Origin of the sequence: Weizmannia sp. CD-2023, from assembly GCF_036225245.1 — a bacterium.
Lineage (GTDB): Bacteria > Bacillota > Bacilli > Bacillales > Bacillaceae_C > Weizmannia > Weizmannia faecalis.
Window position 1 is genome coordinate 25,759 of the sequence record NZ_JARTJQ010000027.1, and the last position, 21,106, is coordinate 46,864.

Genomic DNA, 21,106 nt, shown 5'->3' on the forward strand with positions numbered 1-21,106 from the left:
GGTGCAGGGGAAACGGACATTGCCTGTGAAATAACGGACTTGCTGCTTGTAAAACCGCAAAGTGAGGGCACCGGCTTTCATCCGTAATATTTACGTTACTGCAGACGCCTGCTTGTGCGGGCCGCAAATCAATTACATAAGGAAAATGGCTTGTTTGACGCTAGCCTGTGCGTGTCCTGAGACGCACAGGCTTTTTTGCGTGTACATGACAGTTCAAACGGTTGGAAAACATAAAGGTACAACAACATTTGGAGGCTGCCAATGGAAAAAGTATGGAAGATTTATGCAACTGATTTGAAAAAAATGACAACAAACTGGGCAGCAAGCCTGATCATTGCCGCCTTGATTATTCTTCCATCATTGTATGCCTGGTTTAACATCAAGGCATCCTGGGACCCATACGGCCACACAAAAGGAATTGCAGTAGCCGTTGTGAATCTGGACCGGGGGACAGCGATCAACGGAAAAAAAGTACACGCCGGCAATGAAGTCATGAAAAAGTTGAAACAAAATAAAACGCTCGGCTGGAGGTTTGTGCAGGAAAAGGAAGCCACACGCGGCGTAAAGACCGGAGAATATTATGCGAGCCTGACCATCCCGGAAAATTTTTCGGAAAAACTGGCTTCCATCCTGGGTGATAAGCCGGAGAAACCGGTCATTACTTATACCGTTAATGAAAAAATCAATGCGATTGCGCCTAAAATAACAGGGTCGGGTGCGTCTGCCATTACACAGCAAATTAGTGCGCAATTTGTAAAAACCGTTAGCAAAGCGATTTTTACAATGTTTAATCAAATCGGCATTGAACTTGAAAGGGATTTGCCGGATATTGAAAATTTTAAAGCATGGGTTTTTAGATTGGAGGGAGACATTCCGGAGCTTAACCGGATCATCAGGACGGCAGATCGGGACATTACGAAAGCAGACGCAGTAAGAAAACAGGCAGAAAGCGCGATGCCCGATGTCCAGCGGCTTGCAAAACGCGGCAAAACCGTCTCAGGGGACATGGCCCGCTTTTTTGGAAGCACCGGAAGTTTGCTTGAGCAGACGGATACCGTGATCAAAACCGGACTGGAAGCGCTGAATGCCGCTCCTGCAGTCTCGAACCAGGTGAGTATGCTGGCAGACAAAACGAAAATTGCAGAAACAGCGCCAAAAAATACGATGATTTTGCAAAATAGTAAACAAATCTCTGACGCGTTCAGTGATTTGCTGAGAACCGCTGCTGAAGAAACAGGTTCTCAGCATCTCATCACTGTTGCCGCTCGGTTTACTGCCCTAAGCCAGTCCTTTCAAAAACAGCAGGACCTAAACGGGAAAATTCTCCAACAGGTCAATGACGGGTTGCTGCCGGAAACATTGCAGGCAGATCTAAAGCAGGAAGCCGGCCGTGCCGGGGCCATCGCCGGCAGCCTGCTTGAAAACGATGGTGCAGCCATCGCCGCGGATTTAAAAACATTTGTGGCACAAGCCGGGCAGGACAGTGCAAAAGCAAACAAGCTGTTTCAAAAATTGGAAGGCAGCCTGCCGGATATCCAGGCGATTCTCCGCGATACGAAAACCGAGCTTGCAATCGGGAAAGCAAAATTGAAAACGGCTGAAACGGAACTGCCGGCTGCTGAGAGAAAAATCAGGGAACTGGCTGGTAAAATCCGGGCGTTTGAAAAACAGGGAAATATAGACCGGTGGATTCAACTGCTGAAGAACGATGCACAAGAAGAAAGCGGGTTTTTAAAACAGCCGGTATCGCTGAAGGAAGAAGTTCTATATCCAATCAAAAATTACGGTGCGGGCATGGCTCCGTTTTATACAGTCCTGTCTTTTTGGGTGGGGGCAATGCTATTGGTATCCCTGCTGTCGGTTGAACACCACCATGGCGGCGCATATGCCAGCTGGCAAGTCTATTTCGGCAAGCTGCTCCTGTTTTTAACGATTGCGTTTTTCCAGTCGGCGATAACGGCGGCGGGCGATCTTTTTATTTTACATGTGGATGTGCAGGAAAAAGCCTGGTTTATTTTGTTCGGTATCGGGATTGGTGCTGTTTTTACCGTGATGGTCTATACACTCGTTTCTGTTTTTGGCAATGTGGGAAAAGCACTTGGGATTGTCCTGCTTGTCCTGCAAATTTCCGGTTCGGGCGGCACTTTTCCAATCCAGATGGAACCGTCTTTCTTTCAACATATCCATCCGCTCCTGCCATTTACTTACGGAATTGGCTTAATGCGTGAAGCTGTTGGCGGGATGCTGATGGAGGCTGTGATCACAGATATCATTTATCTGGCAGGATTTCTGGCAATTGCGCTTATTTTCGGGACCGCAGCCAAGAAACTGCTCAGCCGTATGACCGAACGTTTTACAAGAAAAGGGAAAGAAAGCGGGCTATTCGAATGAAAAAAGCGGAATAGACAAGAAAAATGAGAAGGAAGACATGAAAAATAAAGTTGGTTTATAATAAGAAAGAAGAATATTAGGAGGGGATTGCATTGGCGATTGCCGATATTACCATATTTCCGGTCGGAACGGATTCAACAAGCATCAGCAAATATGTGGCGGAGATTGAGAAGGCGCTGGGAAAAGAACAGGGAAGGGTGAAAATCAAGCTGACCCCGATGAGCACTTTAATAGAAGGGGACATCCATGACCTGTTTGAAATCATTGAAAAACTGCATGAAATCCCTTTTTCAAATGGCGTAAAGCGTGTTGAAACGAATATCCGCATCGACGACCGCAGGGACAAACAGCTCACGATGGAAGGAAAACTGGCCTCCGTCGCCGAAAAACTCGGCCAATAAAAACCGGCACAAGGCCGGTATGATAAAAGGAGGTTTGGCCAGGCTCTGGGGGAAGCCCGGCCAAATATGGTTTGCTGCAATTCCTTGCCGCTGTCCTAAATGTAAAACATGAAAAAGAAAAACTTGTGAAATGAAAATGATAAAATGATGAGAATTTCCCCGGAAAAAGCAAAAAGCGGACCGGGACCCGCCTTTTGAATCGCTAAAATTTTACCCGTGCAAAAATTTTACACAAACCCCTTCCGGAACCGGGACGTCTTTTTGCAGCAAAGTGAGGATCCCGGTTTCCGGATCGCGGGCGTATAAAACGAGCGTGCCCGATTCTTGGTTTGCGGCAACGACAAATTTTTCGGTCGGGTCAAGCACAAAGTCGCGCGGCCAGCTTCCTTCGGTTGAAGTGTATTCAACAAGGGACAGTTTGCCGTCCGGGCCGGCTGCAAACACGGCAATGCTGTCATGGCCGCGGTTTCCGGCATAAACAAAACGGCCGTCGGAAGAGAGATGGATTGCGCTTCCCTGGCTGTTTTCCGTAAAATCTTCCGGAATCGTTTTGATATACTGGACATCTTTAAACGTGCCGGAAGCTTCGTCAAATTCGAGCACAATCACTTCATTGCTCAATTCTGTCATGCAGTAGGCCAATTTCCGGCCCGGATGAAAGGCAAGATGGCGCGGGCCGCTTCCCGGGCGGACGGAAAGGACGGCTTTTTCCGTTAATTTGCCGCCATCATGCGCGTACGTTGTAATCGTATCATTGCCGAGGTCCACCGCGACGACATATTTTTTATCCGGGGTAAAGCCTGCGAAATGGACGTGCGGTTTTTCCTGGCGTTCAGGGTTCGGGCCGGAGCCGGTATGTTCGATAACACTTACTGCCGGCTGCAGGCTGCCGTCTTTGTTTGTCAGATAGGCGCTGACCGTCCCGTTATGGTAGTTGGCGGAGACGACCGTTTTCTTGGCTGAATCCACGCTGACATGGCACGGGGAGGCGCCGCCGGATAACTGGCGGTTCAACTCTGTTAGAGCACCGGTTTCCGCATCAATTGAAAAAGCCGCAACCCCGCCCTGGCTGCCTTCTTTGACAACGGCATACAGATTGCGGTTGTCTGCCGTGATATTAAGATAAGTTGGATTGCCCAGTCTGGCGGCAACTTTCACATCTTCAATTTGCTTTTTTTCTGTATCAAGGGTAAAGGTGTAAATCCCTTCGCTGGCGCCTTTTGTATAGGTGCCGGCATACCCTGTCCATTTTGTCTTTCCCATGGCTGATGCTCCTTCCAATCTGTAATGTGAATATTATAACATAGAAAACGTTTCCCGTTCATTCCGGCGCTTTTCCGTGTATGATGCCATGAGCGGAAACGGCGTGATAAACGGGAAGCATGTTCAAAATTGCCGGCATGCAAGCGAAAATATGGCAAATGTTTCATTTTTGTATCAAAATTGAAAGCGAACTGAAACTTTTTGCCGGAGATGTTTTGATAAAATAAAGTAATCGACAAAATTCTACACATCGCTGCATCCCGGATGCAATATGATAGAGATATAAAAGGCCGTGTGAGGAGGAAAATCATGAAGCCGGAAGACCAGTTTGTTCAAAAATCTTATTATGAAACGTTTATCAAAGAAGGGGAAGAGCGCCATCCGCTTGAAGTGCTCGGGGAAGCGTTCGAAAAAGAAAACGCCCTTGAAAATGCCGATCTTTCCTATATCCGCTTTGCACAAGGGGAAATTTATTTTCATTATAAAGATTACGAAGCGGCCGTTTTTAAATGGGAAAGCATACATAACGACTTTGAACCGTGGGCGCAAAAAAACATGGGGGATGCTTATTTTGAACTCGGCCTCACCAGCATGGCCGAAGAAATTTACAAGTCGGTCCAGACAGACTCCATGGTATTAAAGACGGAGATTGCGCTTCAGCTTATCTCGCTTTATATGGAGGAGCAAAAGCATGAACAGGCTGTCCAGACGATCAAACAAGCGGTCGCCATGAACCCGGACTATCCGAATGTGACGAAAATCGCCCGTGCCTACTTTGAAAAAAACGAAGACTGGATGAATGCGGTTGAACTGGCTGTCAATGAATCCATCCGCACTGAATCGCTGTTCTGGTTTCAAAATTTAAAGTCGTATATTGAAAATGGGCATACCAAAACGATTGCGCCGGATTATTTTCGGGATGCGCTGTCCGTTTTATACAAGGTGGATCAAATTCAGTTTGAACAACTGGCGGTTGCGCTTTGGCGGTCTTACGAAACGGAGGGCGTGTATCTTGGCTGGCTCCGCGAATTTAACGGCCTTTTTGCCGGACTTGAACTCCATTCGCTTGAAACGTGGCACGAGCTGTCTGCCATTTACGGGGAAACCTATCTTTCTTTAATCAGCGGCAGCTATCTGTTAAAACAACTGGCACCGGTGATGCCGGGCATTTTAACGAACTGGCTGCGGATCACGGACCAGGCGCACGCCCTTCAAGCATCCACTGCGGTTCTCGCATGGGGCGATCTTTTTCCGGGCAGCATCGGGCCGCAGCAAATTGCCGATGCGGAAACGATTTTGCATCATGCGGAGCAAACATTGGACCAGCTTGAATATGCGCTTCGGCTCTTTGATTCCATTATGCAATGGGCAAAAAGGAACGGGCTATCTGTCAGCACCCGTTTGAAATGGATGGCGAGGGAGCTGATTGACTTTGATGTCCAGCACATTCTCGTTACCGGCATGAACGGCAGCGGCAAGACGGCCTTTATCCAGTCGGTGCTGGCCGACCCGCTCCCCGAACGGCCGACACAGTTTGTGATGGCGGTGCGCCATGATGATGAACATGCGCTTTCTGTGATCTCGGACAAAGGCATTTCGCCTGTAACGGAAGAGGACAATGCGGCGCCGGAGCCCGGAGACATGCTTGAATGGCGGGGTCCGAGCCGGTTTTTGGAAGAAAATGCGCTTATTTTCATCGATACACCCGGGCTGAACGGGCCGGGGCGGGGAAAGGCATACGAGTATTTGCGTTTTGTTGACGGCGTTTTATTCGTTTTAAATGCAAATGATCCCCTTACAGACAAAGAAGCGGATATGTTGTTGAAAATGAAGGAACAAGTGCCCGGGCTTGCGATTCACTTTTTGCTGTCCAAAATGGATATGATATACAGCAAGCAGGAAGCGGCAGATTTAGTGGAAGAAACAGTACAAAAGGTAAAAACAATTTTTCCGCAGGCAAACTTGCACCCTTATACGTCCAATTATGCATCCCGGGAAGCAGGGCTGGATCTTGCCCGCTTTTTCCGGCAAAATTTCAAGCCGGAAAACCTGGAAGAAAGCCGGATTGACAAACTTTCGCACTGCATCCGGGAATCGATTGCCGATCTGCTGAAACAAAGGCTGCAAAATGAACAGCATCTGGTAGAGTCAATCAACCGGCATGAAGATCTGTACGCAAAATTAAACGGAGCGGCAAACCAGCTTCAGGATGTCATCCATGAACAAACCGAGCTTGTCCGCTCGTCCTATCACAGCATGACGCGGAAAATCCGCGATGAACTGCAAAATAAGATTCCGGAAATTTTACGGAAAAGCGCCGATTTTATTAAGCCGGACAGTGATTTTCGGAAAATTCATCTCGAGTTGAATGAAGAAATGAACAACCGGATCCGGCACTTTTTGCAGACGTCCATTTCCCCGAAATACGAGGAACTGGTGACGGAGTGGATAGAAGCGTCGGAAAGGGAAATGCAGCAAAGCCAGGATTATCTTGATGAAATGGCGGAAGGGTTTAACAAGTTGTACGGGGAAGAGATTCTTGCGCTTGCCTGCGATTTTAAAATTATGGAGGACTGGCGGCGTGATGCGGATCGGATGGCAAACGGAATTCCTTTTGAACCGGTCAATATTTTGTTGCGCCATACGCCGCAGCAGGTCCTGTTAAAGAGTGCGGGCAAATTGTTTGGCGTGCTTTCGCAAAACAAAACAATGCTGTATAACCGCTATAAAAAATTTATCGAAAGCGAAGATTATACGGAAATTGCAAACCTTGTCACGAATAAAGTGATGCTGCAATTCGAGCTGTTTGAACAAGGGCTTGAGCGTGATGTCCGCCTGTTCTTTAAAAATTCGGAAACGGTTCTCCGCGAAACGATTGCGGAAACAGAGGCGGCCATTGCCGAGACAAAAGAGATGCTGGAGAATATGAAAGAGAATCCGGAAGTGTATCAGGATCCGCTGAAATTATTCGAACTGAAACTCCGCCAGTTTGAATGGATGCAGCTCGGACAGAAAACAAGCGGGAAAGTGTAAACTTTTCGCCAGGCGATGGCGGGGCAGGCACAAGGTTTAAGGGGAAACAGGGCTTGCTGAACGCATGGCGAAAGTGCGGATTCAGTAAGCCCCAATATGATCAATAAATGAACCGCCTGAATTTCGCCGGAAACACATGCATGAACCGGTTTGGGAACAGAAAATGAACCGGCCGGATGTTGCGGAAAGCAGATGGATGGAAGCGGCCGAAAATTGTTGAATGAACAGCGCCCATATGCGGCGTTGTTTTTTTATCCTATTTTTCGGGTGTACCGGGCGTTTTCACCTGAAGCAGCGTGGGTTCTAAAAGTGTATTAAAGATAAGCTCCTTTTGGCAAAAACTTGACACTTGTTCGCAATATATTCCTGCTATGATGGATGATACATTCGTGATACTATTAAGATACAGTTTATACTTAGAAATGGGGTGGCATTTTGAAAAGGATTGACCGCATTTACGCGTATCTTGTTGAACAGTCGCAAGGCAAAACGCTTGATGAATGGATCCGTATAGAAGGATTTACAGCTTCGGATATCGCAAAAGACCTTGGCATTTTAAGAAACAATGTCAGTGCCGAGCTGAACAAGCTGTTGCGGCAGAAACGGATTATCAAAATAAAAGGCCGCCCGGTTCATTACTTGGTCAAACAAATCATGGAAGACCTTCTCGGAACGAAATTGCCGGAAGATCAATATGAATATGAAAATATACTTGAAGTGACGGGCGGGCAATCCCCGGATCCGGGCAACGGTCCGTCCGCAAATCATGATACCGCCTGGGAAACGAATCCCTTTGATGACCTGATCGGTTCGAAAACAAGCCTGAAAGTGCAGGTCGAACAGGCAAAGGCGGCCGTCCTCTATCCCCCGCACGGCCTTCATACGCTCATTGTCGGCCAGACTGGTGTCGGGAAAACGCTGTTTGCCAATTTGATGTTCAATTATGCAAAACTGGCAGCCCCGTTTATGGACGAAGACGCCCAATTTATTGTCTTTAACTGCGCGGATTATGCGAATAACCCGCAGCTCCTCATTTCCCACATTTTCGGTCATATTAAAGGCGCCTTTACGGGTGCGGACAGCGAAAAAGACGGCCTTGTTTCCAAAGCGGACGGCGGCATGCTGTTTCTCGATGAAATCCACCGGCTCCCGCCTGAAGGACAGGAAATGCTCTTTTACTTTATGGATACGGGGACGTATGCAAAGCTTGGGGAAACCGAACGGAATCGCAACGCCAATGTCCTGATCGTCGGGGCGACAACGGAAGACCCGGAATCTTCCTTGTTGAAAACGTTTGTCCGCCGTATTCCGATCCTGATCCGGATTCCGTCTTTTGAAGAACGGCCGGCAATTGACAAGATTGAGATTCTGAAATTCCTGCTTGCCATTGAAGCAAACCGCGTCCAAAAACCGATTAAAATTGATGCGGAATCGATGAAGGCGTTAATTGGCAATACGTCATACGGTAACGTCGGGCAGTTGAAATCCAACATCCAGCTTGTCTGCGCCAACGGTTTTCTGCACTGCCTGCACGATGATGTCATTACCATCCACTTTAAAGATCTGCCATCCGAACTGAAAAACGGTTTCTTCTATTTTAGTAGAAAACGCCAGGAAATCCAGGAGCTTTCCGATTTAATTGATTCCTATTTAACGGTTTATCCGGAAGGGGAAAACAAGGCGCTCTTTGAAGAAGACCCGTACGAACCGGATTTTAACCTGTACAACATCATCGAGGACAAAGTCAGTTTTATGATGGAACAGGACGTGTCGGATGAAGACATTAACCGGTTTCTGAAATTGGACATCGATATCCATTTAAACAAGTTTTACAACAAGTTTTCAAGCTATGCGCTGAACCGTGAGAAAATCTTAAAAATTGTCAGCGAAGATATCCTTAATTTCAGCGAAGAAGTGCAGGATATTGTGGAAAAACGGCTGAAGTGCAAAGTAAATGAACGTTTTTTGCTGGCGTTCAGCCTGCACTTGACTTCCTTCCTGAAGCGGGTAAAAAACCAGCAGGTGGCCAATTATACGAATATCGAAAATGTCATCAATGACCGACCGCAGGAGTATCAGCTGTCACTTGATATTTGCAAAATGATCGGGGAAAAATACCGCGTGCATGTACCGGTAAAAGAAGCCATGTACTTAACGATTTTGCTCACATCTCTTATAGACGAACAAAAGGCCGAGCAGGTGGCGATCCTCGTTGCCGCGCACGGGTTCAGCACCGCAAGCAGCATGGTAAGTGTTGTGAAAAGCCTCCTCGGTGAATCGAATGTGGACTGCATTGATATGCCGCTTGATATGGACCCGAAATATGTTTTGGAGGAAATGAAGAGGCGGGTAAAAGAAATTGATATGGGAAAAGGCGTCCTGCTGCTTGTCGATATGGGCTCGCTGACCGGGTTTGGCGATGTGATTACACAGGAAACGGGCATCAAAACGCGGACCATCGATATGGTGACAACGGCGCTCGTCATTGAAGCGATCCGCAAAGCGACGATTATGGAAATGGATCTCGACGATATTTATGAGTCATTAAAGGAATTCCGCGGCTACGGATCTTACCAGATGGAAAGCAAACCGCGGGAAACAGGGAAGCCCGTGAAACCGCAGGCCATTCTTTCCGTCTGTTCAACAGGGGAAGGGACGGCGGAAAAATTAAAGCAGCTGATTACAAGACTGCTCAAAAACATCGGCAAAACCAATATTGCCGTTATCCCGCTGCCAATCAACGAAGTAGAAGAAAAGAAAGAAATGCTGATGCAGAAATATGACATTTTGCTCGCTGTCGGGATTGCCGATCCGAAAGTCCAGGCACCGTTTGTTCCGCTTGAATCTTTGTTTATGGGCGACGGGGAAACGCAGGTCACCCATCTCATTCAAAACCACCAGTTGCTGAAACAACCGCCAAGGTCTCCGGCAATGGTGCGGGAAATGACGGAAGAAAGCCTGAATGAATTTTTAACCTTTTTAAATCCAAAGAAAGTGATCACAGCGATTACGGCGTTTGTCACTGTCCTTGAAAAAATAGCGGAAAGGCCGTTTAACAACGCATCGAAAATCAATATGAATATTCATATCGGTTGTGCGCTCGAAAGAATGGTCACCCAGTCTGGCCTCATTTACAAAAATGACATCACGCCGGAAAAAACTGCTAAAATCAAAAAATATAAAAAGGCGGCGCAAATTTTTGAAGACCAGCTGAAATTGAAGCTGTCGGATGATGAACTTTATTATATTGCCGACATGATCGACCATTTATCTGCCGAGCAAACTGCAGCCGTGCGGTAATTTTTACCTGCAAATAGATTCTCACTATTTGCAGGCTTTTTTTATGCCGGGGAAAAAGACGGAGAGATATCCCTGATACGGAATGCACATGCAGGTCAAAAGTATCAAAATGATACAGGTATTGCAGAACTTTTTAATACAGTAGCGAAATGGAAAATAAAACCCTTTTTCAATGTGTATTAAACAAACGGTTTGTGTATCATAAGCATAAAAGGATTTCTGAAAACGCTTATTTGACAACGGTTGTTTTTTGATACTCAAAAGTTGGCACACATCTTGCATTATAATAGGCGGAAAGGCAAGTTTTTTACGATTGATTAGCAGGAGGTGGTCGGATGGCATTGGATATACGGCTTGCGCGCATTGATGATCGTTTGATTCATGGCCAGGTTGCCACGGTTTGGTCGAGGGCAGTGGGGATTGACCGGATTTTAGTGGCCAATGATGAAGCCGCCAATGACGAGCTGCGAAAGCTTTTATTGAAGCAAGCGACACCACCGAGCATCAAATCACATGTCATTACGAAGCAAAAACTGCTTGAACTTTACCAAAACCGGCTGTTTGACGAAATGAAAGTGATGCTGCTGTTTGTTTCGCCGCAGGATGTACTGGAAGTTGTCCAGGCAGGGGTTGGTTTGAAATCGGTCAATATCGGCGGCATGCGTTTTACGGAAGGCAAGAAGATGATCACCAATTTTATTTCAGTCAATGAGGATGATATCCAGGCCTTTGCGAAGCTGGCTGCACGCGGCATCGAATTGGAAATCCGCCAAGTGCCCGCCGACCGGAAAATCGATTTGATGCAGCTGATCAAAAAGGAAAAACGGCTACATCCATGAATTTAGTTACAGGTTCTTTAGAACTTATTTATAAGATTGATACTGTAACAATACGATTAGGGAGGTAAGAAGATGGTAGGAATTATCATTGCCAGTCACGGCGATTTCGCCAATGGTGTCTTGCAATCCGGAGAGATGATCTTCGGAAAGCAGGAAAATGTAAAAGCTGTTACATTGATGCCGAGCGAAGGCCCTGATAACGTAAAGGCAAAAATGAAAGAAGCAGTCGCCTCTTTCGACAACCAGGATGAAGTCCTCTTCTTAGTCGATCTTTGGGGCGGAACACCTTTCAACCAGGCCAACAGCTTGTTTGAAGAACACAAAGACAAGTGGGCCATCGTCTCAGGCATGAACTTGCCAATGCTCATTGAAGCATTTGCAGCACGCGCCACGATGAACAAAGCCCAGGACATTGCCGCGCATATTTTAGGCGCAGCGAAAGAAGGCGTGAAAGTAAGGCCTGAAGCATTACAGCCGGCCGCACCTTCCAAGCCTGCCGGAAAACCGTTAACGGCAGGGGCTCCTGGCAAGTTTGAATACGTGCTGGCACGGATCGACTCTCGCCTGCTCCACGGACAAGTCGCAACATCTTGGACAAAAACGACACGGCCTACACGTATCATCGTTGTATCGGATGCGGTAGCGAAGGACGAACTTCGGAAGAAACTGATTCAACAGGCTGCGCCCCCTGGTGTAAAGGCACACGTTGTTCCTATCCGTAAAATGATTGAACTTGCAAAGGATGACCAGCATTTCGGTGGCCAGCGCGCCCTGCTTCTTTTTGAAAACCCGCAGGATGTGCTCCGTGCAGTCGAGGGCGGCGTTCCATTGAAAACAATCAACGTCGGTTCCATGGCACACTCGCCGGGCAAAGTTCAGCCAAACAAGGTGCTGGCATTTAGCCAGAATGATATTGATGCTTTCAAAAAAATGAAAGAACTGGGGCTAAAGTTTGATGTGCGCAAAGTTCCGGGCGATGCAAAAGGCGACATGGACGAAATTCTCAAAAGGGCTCAGGAAGAGCTGAACAAACAAAAATAATCCTGCCCATCAGGAGAAAAGGGAGGACGACTCGTTATGGATTTAAATATTGTCCAAATGATACTAGTCTTTATCGTAGCATTTTTAGCTGGTATGGAAGGGATTTTGGACCAATTCCAGTTCCATCAGCCACTCGTTGCTTGTACGTTAATTGGCCTCGTTACAGGTAACTTAGTGCCATGTATTATCTTAGGCGGTACCCTGCAAATGATCGCTTTAGGCTGGGCAAACATCGGGGCTGCCGTAGCGCCGGATGCTGCGCTTGCATCCGTTGCATCTGCCATTATCTTAGTTTTAAGCGGCGCAGGCAAAGCCGGTGTATCTTCTGCAATCGCGATTGCCGTTCCGCTTGCGGTTGCCGGCCTCTTATTGACGATCATCGTTCGTACCATTGCAACAGGGATTGTCCACTTAATGGATGCCGCAGCGCGGGAAGGAAACATCAGAACAGTTGAGTTTTGGCATATTGTTGCGATTTGCCTGCAAGGGCTGCGTATTGCGATTCCGGCAGTCCTGGTTTTAGCCATTGGTGCAGGACCGGTGCGTGACTTGTTATCCGCCATGCCGACCTGGTTGACAGACGGCCTTGCAATCGGCGGGGGAATGGTCGTTGCTGTTGGTTATGCAATGGTCATTAATATGATGGCGACAAGAGAAGTATGGCCGTTCTTCGCCATTGGGTTCGTTTTGGCAACTGTTTCGCAAATTACCCTTATCGGCCTTGGCGGTATCGGTGTGTCACTTGCACTGATTTATTTGGCGCTCTCCAAACAAGGCGGCTCCGGTAAAGGCGGCGGAAATGCAAACACCGGCGATCCGTTAGGCGATATTATTGACAATTACTAAGAAGGAGGCGGACAGAAAAATGGCACAAGAACTAAAATTATCTAGAAAAGATCGTATTTCTGTATGGTGGCGTTCAACTTTCCTTCAAGGTTCCTGGAACTATGAACGGATGCAAAACGGCGGCTGGGCATATACCATGATTCCGGCCATCAAAAAATTATATAAAACGAAAGAAGACCGTTCTGCTGCCCTGCAGCGCCACTTGGAATTTTTTAACACTCACCCTTATGTCGCTGCACCGATTGTTGGTGTAACTTTAGCGCTTGAAGAAGAACGTGCAAACGGCGCTCCCGTTGACGACACAGCCATTCAAGGTGTGAAAGTCGGGATGATGGGGCCTTTGGCAGGGATCGGGGATCCGGTATTCTGGTTCACGGTCAGGCCAATCCTTGGTGCGTTAGGTGCTTCTCTGGCATTGAACGGCAACATTCTCGGGCCAATTATTTTCTTCGTTGCATGGAACCTCATCCGGATGGGATTCCTGTGGTATACACAAGAATTCGGCTACAGAGCTGGTTCAAGAATTACGGAGGACTTATCGGGCGGCATTCTTCAGGATATTACAAAAGGCGCATCGATCCTTGGGATGTTTATCCTTGGCGCGCTGGTTAACAGATGGGTATCGATTAAGTTTACACCAGTTGTATCACAAGTAAAACTTTCTAAAGGCGCTTATATTGACTGGAATCATTTGCCTGCCGGAGCACAGGGGATTAAAACGGCGCTTGAACAGCAAGCTGCCGGCCTCTCATTGGAACCGGTCAAAGTCACGACATTGCAAAACAACCTGGACAGCTTAATTCCGGGCCTTGCCGCATTGCTTTTGACGCTGTTCTGCATGTGGCTTTTGAAAAAGAAAGTGTCTCCGATCGTTATGATTCTTGGATTGTTTGTTGTTGGTATCGTATTCCATTTAATTCACTTAATGTAAGAAAAGGCAAATGCCCGGGCTTTCTGGCCTGGGCTTTTTTCAAAAAAACCGCCAGCCCCTGGGTTGTATACGGGTTCTGAGTATGTTTTGCTTCAGGCGGTAAAACTTCGTATAATAAGGGAGAGGCCAGCCGGGGAAGATTTGCCCCGGATTTACAAATACGGTTGCGGGAAGAATTGCGATGTACAGCCGTTTCACCGGTCAACCAGGACCCTTTTTAGAAGCGAAGATCCGGAAATCAAGATAAGCTGTATAGATATGAATTTTTGAAACCACAAAAAGAAAAGAACGGGGTGGATCAAATGGTCCAATCAATCAATACAAAAGTGGATTTGGTGATAAAGGCAGCCTCGCATATGGGATTGACAGATTACGGCAAAATCATGATCGGCGATAAAGGATTTGAATTTTTCAATGAGCGCGATGTGCGCAAATACATTCAAATTCCTTGGGAAGAAGTCGATTACGTGATCGCTTCCGTCATGTTTAAAGGAAAATGGATCCCGCGTTATGCGATCAAAACGAAGAAAAACGGGACATACACCTTTTCTTCCAAAGATCCGAAAAGGGTGTTGCGGGCGGTCCGCCAATATGTGGATCCGAATCGGATGGTTCAGTCACTGAGTTTCTTCGATGTTGTGAAGCGCAGTTTTAAGAGAAAACCGAAAAAGCAATAGTTTTAAAAGACAAGGCAGGTTAAACTTGTCTTTTTTTGTTGGCTGTTCCGGGGAAATGGCAGGAAGAGCACGGAAAGTTTCCCTGAAGCCGGGCTGTTTGAAAAGCCGGATCACAGGACCGTTCTGAATCGTCGTCCAAAGCCTGTGGGCGTTGTCATTTTGTAAATATTATGATATGTTTTTTTATGAAAGCATCAGGGGTATTGGCAACTTTGTTTTACATAAAACTGTAAGTGCTTACAGTTTTGGCAAAATACAGAAACGGAGGATGGATGGAGATGGGAAATACGACACAGTTTGTGCCGGGGCTTGAAGGGGTTGTCGCTGTTGAAACGGAGCTTTCTTTTCTTGACACGGCCCAAGGCGAGATCGTTTTAAAGGGGTATGACTTGATTGAGTTGTCGAAAACGAAAAGCTATCTGGACATCGTGCATTTGCTTCTTGAAGGCACGCTCCCGAATGATGCCGAGAAAAAAGCGTTGGAAGAAAGTTTAAAGAAAAACTACCGGATTCCAGACGCCGTGCTGGACATTTTGAAGCTATTGCCGGCATCCACCCACCCGATGGATGCGCTCCGTACAGGGGTTTCAGCGCTGGCGGGGTATGATGAAAACCTGCTGGACCGCTCCCGTAAAGCCAATTTAAACCGTGCATACCATTTGCTCGGGAATGTGCCGAACATTGTTGCAAACAGCTACCATCTTTTAAATGGCGAGGACCCGGTTGAACCGCGGCAGGATTTGTCGTACAGCGCCAATTTCCTGTACATGATCACCGGGAAAGTCCCTTCGGAAAAGGAAGAAAAGATTTTCGACCGTTCCCTTGTCCTGTACAGCGAACATGAACTGCCGAATTCGACTTTTACGGCAAGGGTCATTGCGTCCACCTTGTCCGATTTATACGGGGCGTTAACAGGCGCAGTGGCATCGCTCAAGGGCCATCTGCACGGGGGCGCCAATGAAGCGGTGATGGAGATGCTGAAAGAAGCCGGCACGGTGGAAAAATTTGAAGAAATGCTTTATACGAAACTGAAAAACAAAGAAAAAGTAATGGGGTTCGGCCACCGCGTCTACATGAAAAAGATGGACCCGCGCGCCTTGATGATGAAAGAAGCGCTGAAAGAACTTTGTGCGGAAAAAGGGGATCATTCGCTGCTTGAAATGTGCGAAGCCGGGGAAAAAATCATGGCGCAGGAAAAAGGGCTCTATCCGAACCTCGATTATTATGCAGCCCCGGTTTATTGGATGCTCGGCATTCCGATTCCGCTTTATACGCCGATCTTTTTCAGTTCAAGAACGGTCGGGCTGTGCGCACATGTGATGGAGCAGCATGAAAACAACCGCCTGTTCCGTCCGCGCGTCCAATACAAAGGCCCGCGCGGTTTGCATCCGCAAGATTAAGTTTTAAAAAGGCCTGCGACCGGATGGCTTGCATTCGCAAGATGAGGTTTTAAAAAGGCGGGACCATTAAGAGATAAAGTGAACAAAAAGCTGGGGTAAAACGCTGTCTTAAGGACCCGGTGTTGCACTGCAGATGAAGTTTGGAAAGGGGAATGTTTAAATTGGCCGGTACAACAGCTGTAAATGAAAAAACAGGGGAGCGGGATGCCCTGATAGAAGAAATTGCCCGTTATGTGCTAGACAAAGAGATTACGAGTTCCGAAGCTTTTGAGACTGCGCGTTACGGGCTTTTGGATACGCTCGGCTGCGGCATTCTCGCCCTCCGTTTTCCGGAGTGTGCAAAAATGCTCGGTCCGATCGTTCCGGGTACAACCGTGCCGAACGGGACGCATGTGCCGGGCACTTCCTATGTGCTCGATCCGGTTGCGGGGGCGTTTAATATTGGCTGCATGATCCGCTGGCTCGATTATAACGATACGTGGCTCGCGGCGGAGTGGGGGCACCCTTCCGACAACCTCGGCGGCATCCTTGCTGTTGCGGATTTTTTGAGCCGGACGCGCGTTGCCAACGGGAAAGCACCGCTAAAAGTGCGCGATGTGCTCGAGGGCATGATCAAAGCCCATGAAATCCAAGGTGTGCTTGCTTTGGAAAACAGTTTGAACCGCGTCGGGCTTGACCATGTTTTATTTGTCAAAGTGGCTACAGCTGCTGTTGCGACAAAAATGCTCGGCGGCGGGAAAAACGAAATCATGAACGCCGTTTCCCACGCCTGGATTGATAACGGCCCGTTGCGCACATACCGGCATGCGCCGAATACCGGTTCGCGCAAATCATGGGCGGCCGGCGATGCAACCAGCAGGGGCGTGGCGCTTGCGCTGATTGCGATGAAAGGGGAGATGGGTTATCAAACGCCGCTTTCCGCACCCGGGTGGGGATTCCAGGACGTGATGTTCAAAGGGAAAGAACTGAAACTGGCCCGCCCGCTCGGTTCCTATGTGATGGAAAATGTTTTATTTAAAGTATCGTATCCGGCAGAATTCCATGCACAGACGGCAGCAGAAGCCGCAGTCAAACTCCATCCGGTTGTAGCTGGGAAACTGGATCAAATCAGCCGGATTACAATTACGACGCATGAGTCCGCCATCCGCATCATTGACAAAAAAGGGCCGCTTTATAACCCTGCTGACCGCGACCATTGCATCCAGTATGTGACGGCTGTCGGCCTGATCAAAGGCAATATTACGGCGGACGATTATGAAGACGCAGTCGCCGCTGACCCGCGCATTGATGCATTGAGGGAAAAAATGGCAGTTGTTGAAAACAAACAATACAGCATCGATTACCTTGATCCGGATAAACGTTCCATCGCGAATGCCGTACAAGTCTTTTTTGAAGACGGCACATCAACTGAAAATGTGGAAGTCGAGTATCCGCTTGGCCACCGCTTCAGAAGGGAAGAAGCGATCCCGAAAATTATCACCAAGTTTTCGGATAATATCGCCACCCACTATTCCGCGAAGCAGCAGGAAAGGATCAAAGAAGCCTGCCTTGCGGGAGAAGCGCTTGAAAAAATGGCCGTTCATGAATTCGTCAATTTATTCACCTTGTAGAAAGGATGTTGCACCATGGTTTGGATTGTCAATCACCCGTCTTCACAGGAGGCGCTTGCCAAACGGTTTAAGGAACGCATACAGGCGCCAGGCATTTTGCAAATCCCCGGCGCGCATGATGCAATGGCGGCACTCATTGCAAAAAACACAGGGTTTGAGGCGCTTTATTTATCAGGCGCTGCCTATACCGCGAGCAAAGGGATTCCGGATCTTGGCATGATCACATTGACGGAAATGGCGGAACGTGCACGCGATCTCGTGCGTGCCACCGATTTACCGGTTCTTGTTGACATTGACACCGGCTTTGGCGGCGTGCTGAACGTTGCCCGCACCGCCCGCGAAATGGTTGAAGCAGGGGTTGCGGCTGTTCAGATTGAAGACCAGCAGCTTCCGAAAAAATGCGGGCATTTAAACGGCAAACAGCTTGTGGAGACATCCGACATGCGCGAAAAAATCCGGGCGCTCAAAAGTGTGGCACCGCACCTCGTAGTTGTCGCACGTACGGACGCAAGAGGCGTCGAAGGGCTGGATTCCGCCTTGACGCGAGCTGAGGCGTATGTGGAAGCGGGGGCGGATGCGATTTTTCCGGAAGCGCTCGAGTCCCGTGATGAATTCCGGCTGTTTGCGAAAAAAATAAAAGCGCCGCTCCTTGCCAATATGACCGAATTCGGTAAAACCCCGTATTATACGGCGGAAGAATTTCAGGAAATGGGATACGCGATGGTCATTTATCCGGTTACTTCGCTGCGCGTTGCCGCAAAAGCTTATGAAAGGGTGTTTGAAAAAATCAAAAACGAAGGCACGCAAAAAAATGCCCTTTCCGACATGCAGACGAGAAAAGAGCTTTACAGCACGATTTCTTTAGAGGAATTTGAAGCGCTCGACCAGTCGATCGCTAAAACGATTCTGCCTGTTACGCCTGATCCTTCCTCATCAACGTAAAGAAAAAGGGCAAACCCGCCTTTTCCGTGCGGGTTTGCCCTTTTAAACTTAGCGGCCGGCCTATTTGGGGCTTACTCAATAAGCAAAATGGATACTGACAGCTTTGGCAAAAATTTTAAATGCAAGGGTTTTTTTCGACATCCAGCACTTTTTCGCGAACATCTACCTTTTTTCTTGCGACGTTGAGTAGTTTTCGCCAAATTCGTTTTTCAACCCGGATGCCGTTGTTTGGCCGGAAACTTCTGTGGCAGGATCGGCTGTTCTGGGAGCGGCCGTTTCATTGAGGGCAGAAGCATCATTGTCTACGAGCACAAGATAGTGTCCGGCATCAATTTCAGTCGAATAGCGGTCCAGTTCGTCCTGCGGGAGATCCAGATTGGTCAGTTTTCTTGTCGTTTCATCATAATAGTCCGGCTTGAAGAACCCTTTGATTTTCTCCCAGACAGAGCTGTTTTGTTCATCCTGGACAGTGGTGGTGTGGTCCACATTTGCGCCGGTCTGCTTTTTCAATAAAGTTCCATCATTCCCGTTTGAAATAATAGAAATATTGGAAGTGCTGTAGCCTTGTGCGGTCAACCGGTCTACTACGTCAATCGTTTCCTGCAACGTTGTGTAAATACCAACTACTTCTTTTGCCATCTCTATCTGCCTCCTAATGGTGATAGTGCATTTTTACCCGGTAGAAAAAGGGTTAAACGAGTTTCATAGGTTTTGACATCTCCATAAAATTCAGTCAATATAGAATTAAATGGAGGGAGAGAGATGGAAGAATCTGCATATCTATCGTATGATGCAACAGGGCTGGCCGGACTCGTAAAGCGAAAAGAAGTAAGTGTGGAAGAAGTGCTTGAGGCGGCAATGGCCCGGATTGAAAAAACAAACAGGCGTTTAAATGCCGTCATCCGGACACGGTTTGAGAAAGCAAAAAAGGAAGCGGCCACGCTCCGTACAGATGAGCAGCCATTTGCCGGCGTGCCGATTTTGCTGAAAGACCTTTCTCAGGCAGTAAAGGGCGAGCTGCTCACATCCGGATCAAAACTGCTCCAGCAAAACCGTGCCAGAGAAGATGCTTTTTTTACGGCAAAATTGAAGGAAGCGGGGTTTATCATTCTCGGACATACAAACGTACCGGAATTTGGATTAAAAAATATTACGGAACCTGAACTTTATGGTCCGGCGCGCAATCCGTGGAATCCCCATTTTTCACCCGGCGGATCAAGCGGTGGTTCCGCGGCTGCGGTGGCTTCCGGGATGGTACCGGTTGCCGGTGCAAGTGACGGCGGCGGATCGATCCGCATCCCAGCTTCTTTTACAAGTTTAACAGGATTAAAGCCGACAAGGGGAAGGACACCGGTCGGGCCGGGCCGTGGACGGCAATGGCAAGGGGCGGCTATTGACTTTGTGCTGGCAAAAACAGTCAGAGACAGTGCAGCGCTCCTCGATGTGCTACAAACGGTAGAGCCCGCCGCTGCTTTTCAAACGCCGCTTTTTCCGGGATATGTAAAGGAACTAGAGCGGAGTGGAACGAAAAAATACCGGATCGCGTTTTCGGTTGAATCGCCGGTCGGGACGCCTGTCAGCCGCGATGCAAAACAGGCTGTCTATAAAACGGCAAAATGGCTGGAGCAGGAGGGCCATCTTGTGGAAGAAGCCAAAAACGGTGTTGACGGCAGGCGGCTGATGGAAAACTATTATTTAATGAACTGCGGGGAAATGGCGGCGGAACTTTCGGATTTGGAAAGCGCACTTAGACGCCCGCTTACGGAAAAAGATATGGAGCCGGTTTCGTGGGTCTTGTATGCTGCCGGGAAAAATGTCACGGCGGCGGAATACGCAAAGAGCCTTGCGGAGTGGGATAAAGCCGCAGCACAAATGGCTGCTTTCCATGAGACTTATGACCTGTATATCACGCCTTCAACCGCGTTTCCGGCACCGAAAATCGGGGAACTTACCCAAACCGGGAAAGAGCGGGATCGCTTGTTTGGCGTTACCGGACTTCCGAAAGAAAAGCAGCAGGCACTTGTCTATGATATGTTTGAACCGAGCTTAACGTTTTCCCCGTTTACGCAGCTGGCCAATTTAACCGGGCAGCCGGCGATCAGCCTGCCGGTTCATGTAACAGCGGCCGGGCTTCCTTTAGGGGTACAGCTGGTTGCGCCGAAAGGAAATGAACATTGGCTGCTGGATGTCGCTTATGCGCTCGAACAGTCGGAACTTTGGGTTGGCATGCAGGGAAACCCTTGCCTTTAAAGCATGAATAAGCGGCGTTACTTACGCACGGGTTGGAACTCTACGTTAAGGAAGGCCGCGAAAAATCCTCGCTACCTTAACGTAGAGTCACTCTACGTTAAGGAAGGAGACCAAAAATCCCCGCTATCTTAACGTAGGGCGTTCTATGTTAAGGAAGGGTGAAAAAAGCAGGATTTATCTTA

At 48.1% G+C, this 21,106-nt stretch carries 15 protein-coding genes; 13 read left to right on the forward strand and 2 right to left on the reverse strand.

Features of this window, described 5'->3' with window-relative positions; genetic code table 11:
- The first annotated feature begins 261 nt into the window (after window positions 1-261).
- Window positions 262-2,391, forward strand: a complete 2,130-nt coding sequence (locus P9687_RS03165) for a YhgE/Pip domain-containing protein (RefSeq protein WP_328228653.1) — start codon at window positions 262-264, stop codon at window positions 2,389-2,391.
- A 92-nt stretch (window positions 2,392-2,483) separates the two neighbouring features.
- Window positions 2,484-2,792, forward strand: a complete 309-nt coding sequence (locus P9687_RS03170) for an MTH1187 family thiamine-binding protein (protein WP_013858492.1) — start codon at window positions 2,484-2,486, stop codon at window positions 2,790-2,792.
- Between the two features lie 210 nt (window positions 2,793-3,002).
- On the opposite strand, the gene P9687_RS03175 is transcribed toward P9687_RS03170, so the two are convergent.
- Window positions 3,003-4,055 carry a lactonase family protein gene (locus P9687_RS03175; RefSeq protein WP_328228652.1) on the reverse strand — a complete coding sequence of 351 codons (1,053 nt, stop codon included), beginning with the start codon at window positions 4,053-4,055 and terminating at the stop codon, window positions 3,003-3,005.
- A 309-nt stretch (window positions 4,056-4,364) separates the two neighbouring features.
- Here P9687_RS03175 and P9687_RS03180 point away from each other — a divergent pair, with 309 nt between their 5' ends.
- From P9687_RS03180 to prpB, 10 genes are all read left to right on the forward strand, one after another.
- Window positions 4,365-7,088 (forward strand): hypothetical protein, encoded by a 2,724-nt coding sequence (locus tag P9687_RS03180; protein WP_061565695.1) that lies wholly within the window; start codon window positions 4,365-4,367, stop codon window positions 7,086-7,088.
- Between the two features lie 435 nt (window positions 7,089-7,523).
- Window positions 7,524-10,388 carry a sigma-54-dependent transcriptional regulator gene (locus P9687_RS03185; protein ID WP_168985918.1) on the forward strand — a complete coding sequence of 955 codons (2,865 nt, stop codon included), beginning with the start codon at window positions 7,524-7,526 and terminating at the stop codon, window positions 10,386-10,388.
- A 335-nt stretch (window positions 10,389-10,723) separates the two neighbouring features.
- Window positions 10,724-11,227, forward strand: a complete 504-nt coding sequence (locus P9687_RS03190; protein ID WP_014096012.1) for a PTS system mannose/fructose/N-acetylgalactosamine-transporter subunit IIB — start codon at window positions 10,724-10,726, stop codon at window positions 11,225-11,227.
- A gap of 72 nt (window positions 11,228-11,299) precedes the next feature.
- A complete protein-coding gene (locus tag P9687_RS03195; protein ID WP_014096011.1) occupies window positions 11,300-12,268 on the forward strand; it encodes a mannose/fructose/sorbose PTS transporter subunit IIA in 969 nt (322 codons plus the stop codon).
- A 36-nt stretch (window positions 12,269-12,304) separates the two neighbouring features.
- Window positions 12,305-13,114, forward strand: a complete 810-nt coding sequence (locus tag P9687_RS03200; protein WP_014096010.1) for a PTS mannose/fructose/sorbose transporter subunit IIC — start codon at window positions 12,305-12,307, stop codon at window positions 13,112-13,114.
- Between the two features lie 19 nt (window positions 13,115-13,133).
- Window positions 13,134-14,045, forward strand: a complete 912-nt coding sequence (locus P9687_RS03205) for a PTS system mannose/fructose/sorbose family transporter subunit IID (protein ID WP_014096009.1) — start codon at window positions 13,134-13,136, stop codon at window positions 14,043-14,045.
- 302 nt (window positions 14,046-14,347) lie between these two features.
- Window positions 14,348-14,722 (forward strand): DUF956 family protein, encoded by a 375-nt coding sequence (locus P9687_RS03210; protein WP_061577634.1) that lies wholly within the window; start codon window positions 14,348-14,350, stop codon window positions 14,720-14,722.
- A 278-nt stretch (window positions 14,723-15,000) separates the two neighbouring features.
- Complete coding sequence (mmgD, locus tag P9687_RS03215) at window positions 15,001-16,122, forward strand: citrate synthase (RefSeq protein WP_017551979.1); 1,122 nt, start codon at window positions 15,001-15,003, stop codon at window positions 16,120-16,122.
- A 152-nt stretch (window positions 16,123-16,274) separates the two neighbouring features.
- Window positions 16,275-17,732, forward strand: coding sequence for a 2-methylcitrate dehydratase (prpD, locus tag P9687_RS03220; RefSeq protein ID WP_061577635.1), 1,458 nt, complete (start codon window positions 16,275-16,277; stop codon window positions 17,730-17,732).
- Between the two features lie 15 nt (window positions 17,733-17,747).
- Window positions 17,748-18,674, forward strand: coding sequence for a methylisocitrate lyase (gene prpB / locus P9687_RS03225; protein ID WP_014096005.1), 927 nt, complete (start codon window positions 17,748-17,750; stop codon window positions 18,672-18,674).
- Between the two features lie 162 nt (window positions 18,675-18,836).
- Here the strand turns inward: prpB and P9687_RS03230 are convergent, their stop codons facing one another.
- Window positions 18,837-19,313: a general stress protein gene (locus tag P9687_RS03230; RefSeq protein WP_014096004.1), complete on the reverse strand. Its 477-nt coding sequence runs from the start codon at window positions 19,311-19,313 to the stop codon at window positions 18,837-18,839.
- Between the two features lie 123 nt (window positions 19,314-19,436).
- Here P9687_RS03230 and P9687_RS03235 point away from each other — a divergent pair, with 123 nt between their 5' ends.
- Complete coding sequence (locus tag P9687_RS03235) at window positions 19,437-20,924, forward strand: amidase (protein WP_014096003.1); 1,488 nt, start codon at window positions 19,437-19,439, stop codon at window positions 20,922-20,924.
- Window positions 20,925-21,106: the final 182 nt, after the last annotated feature.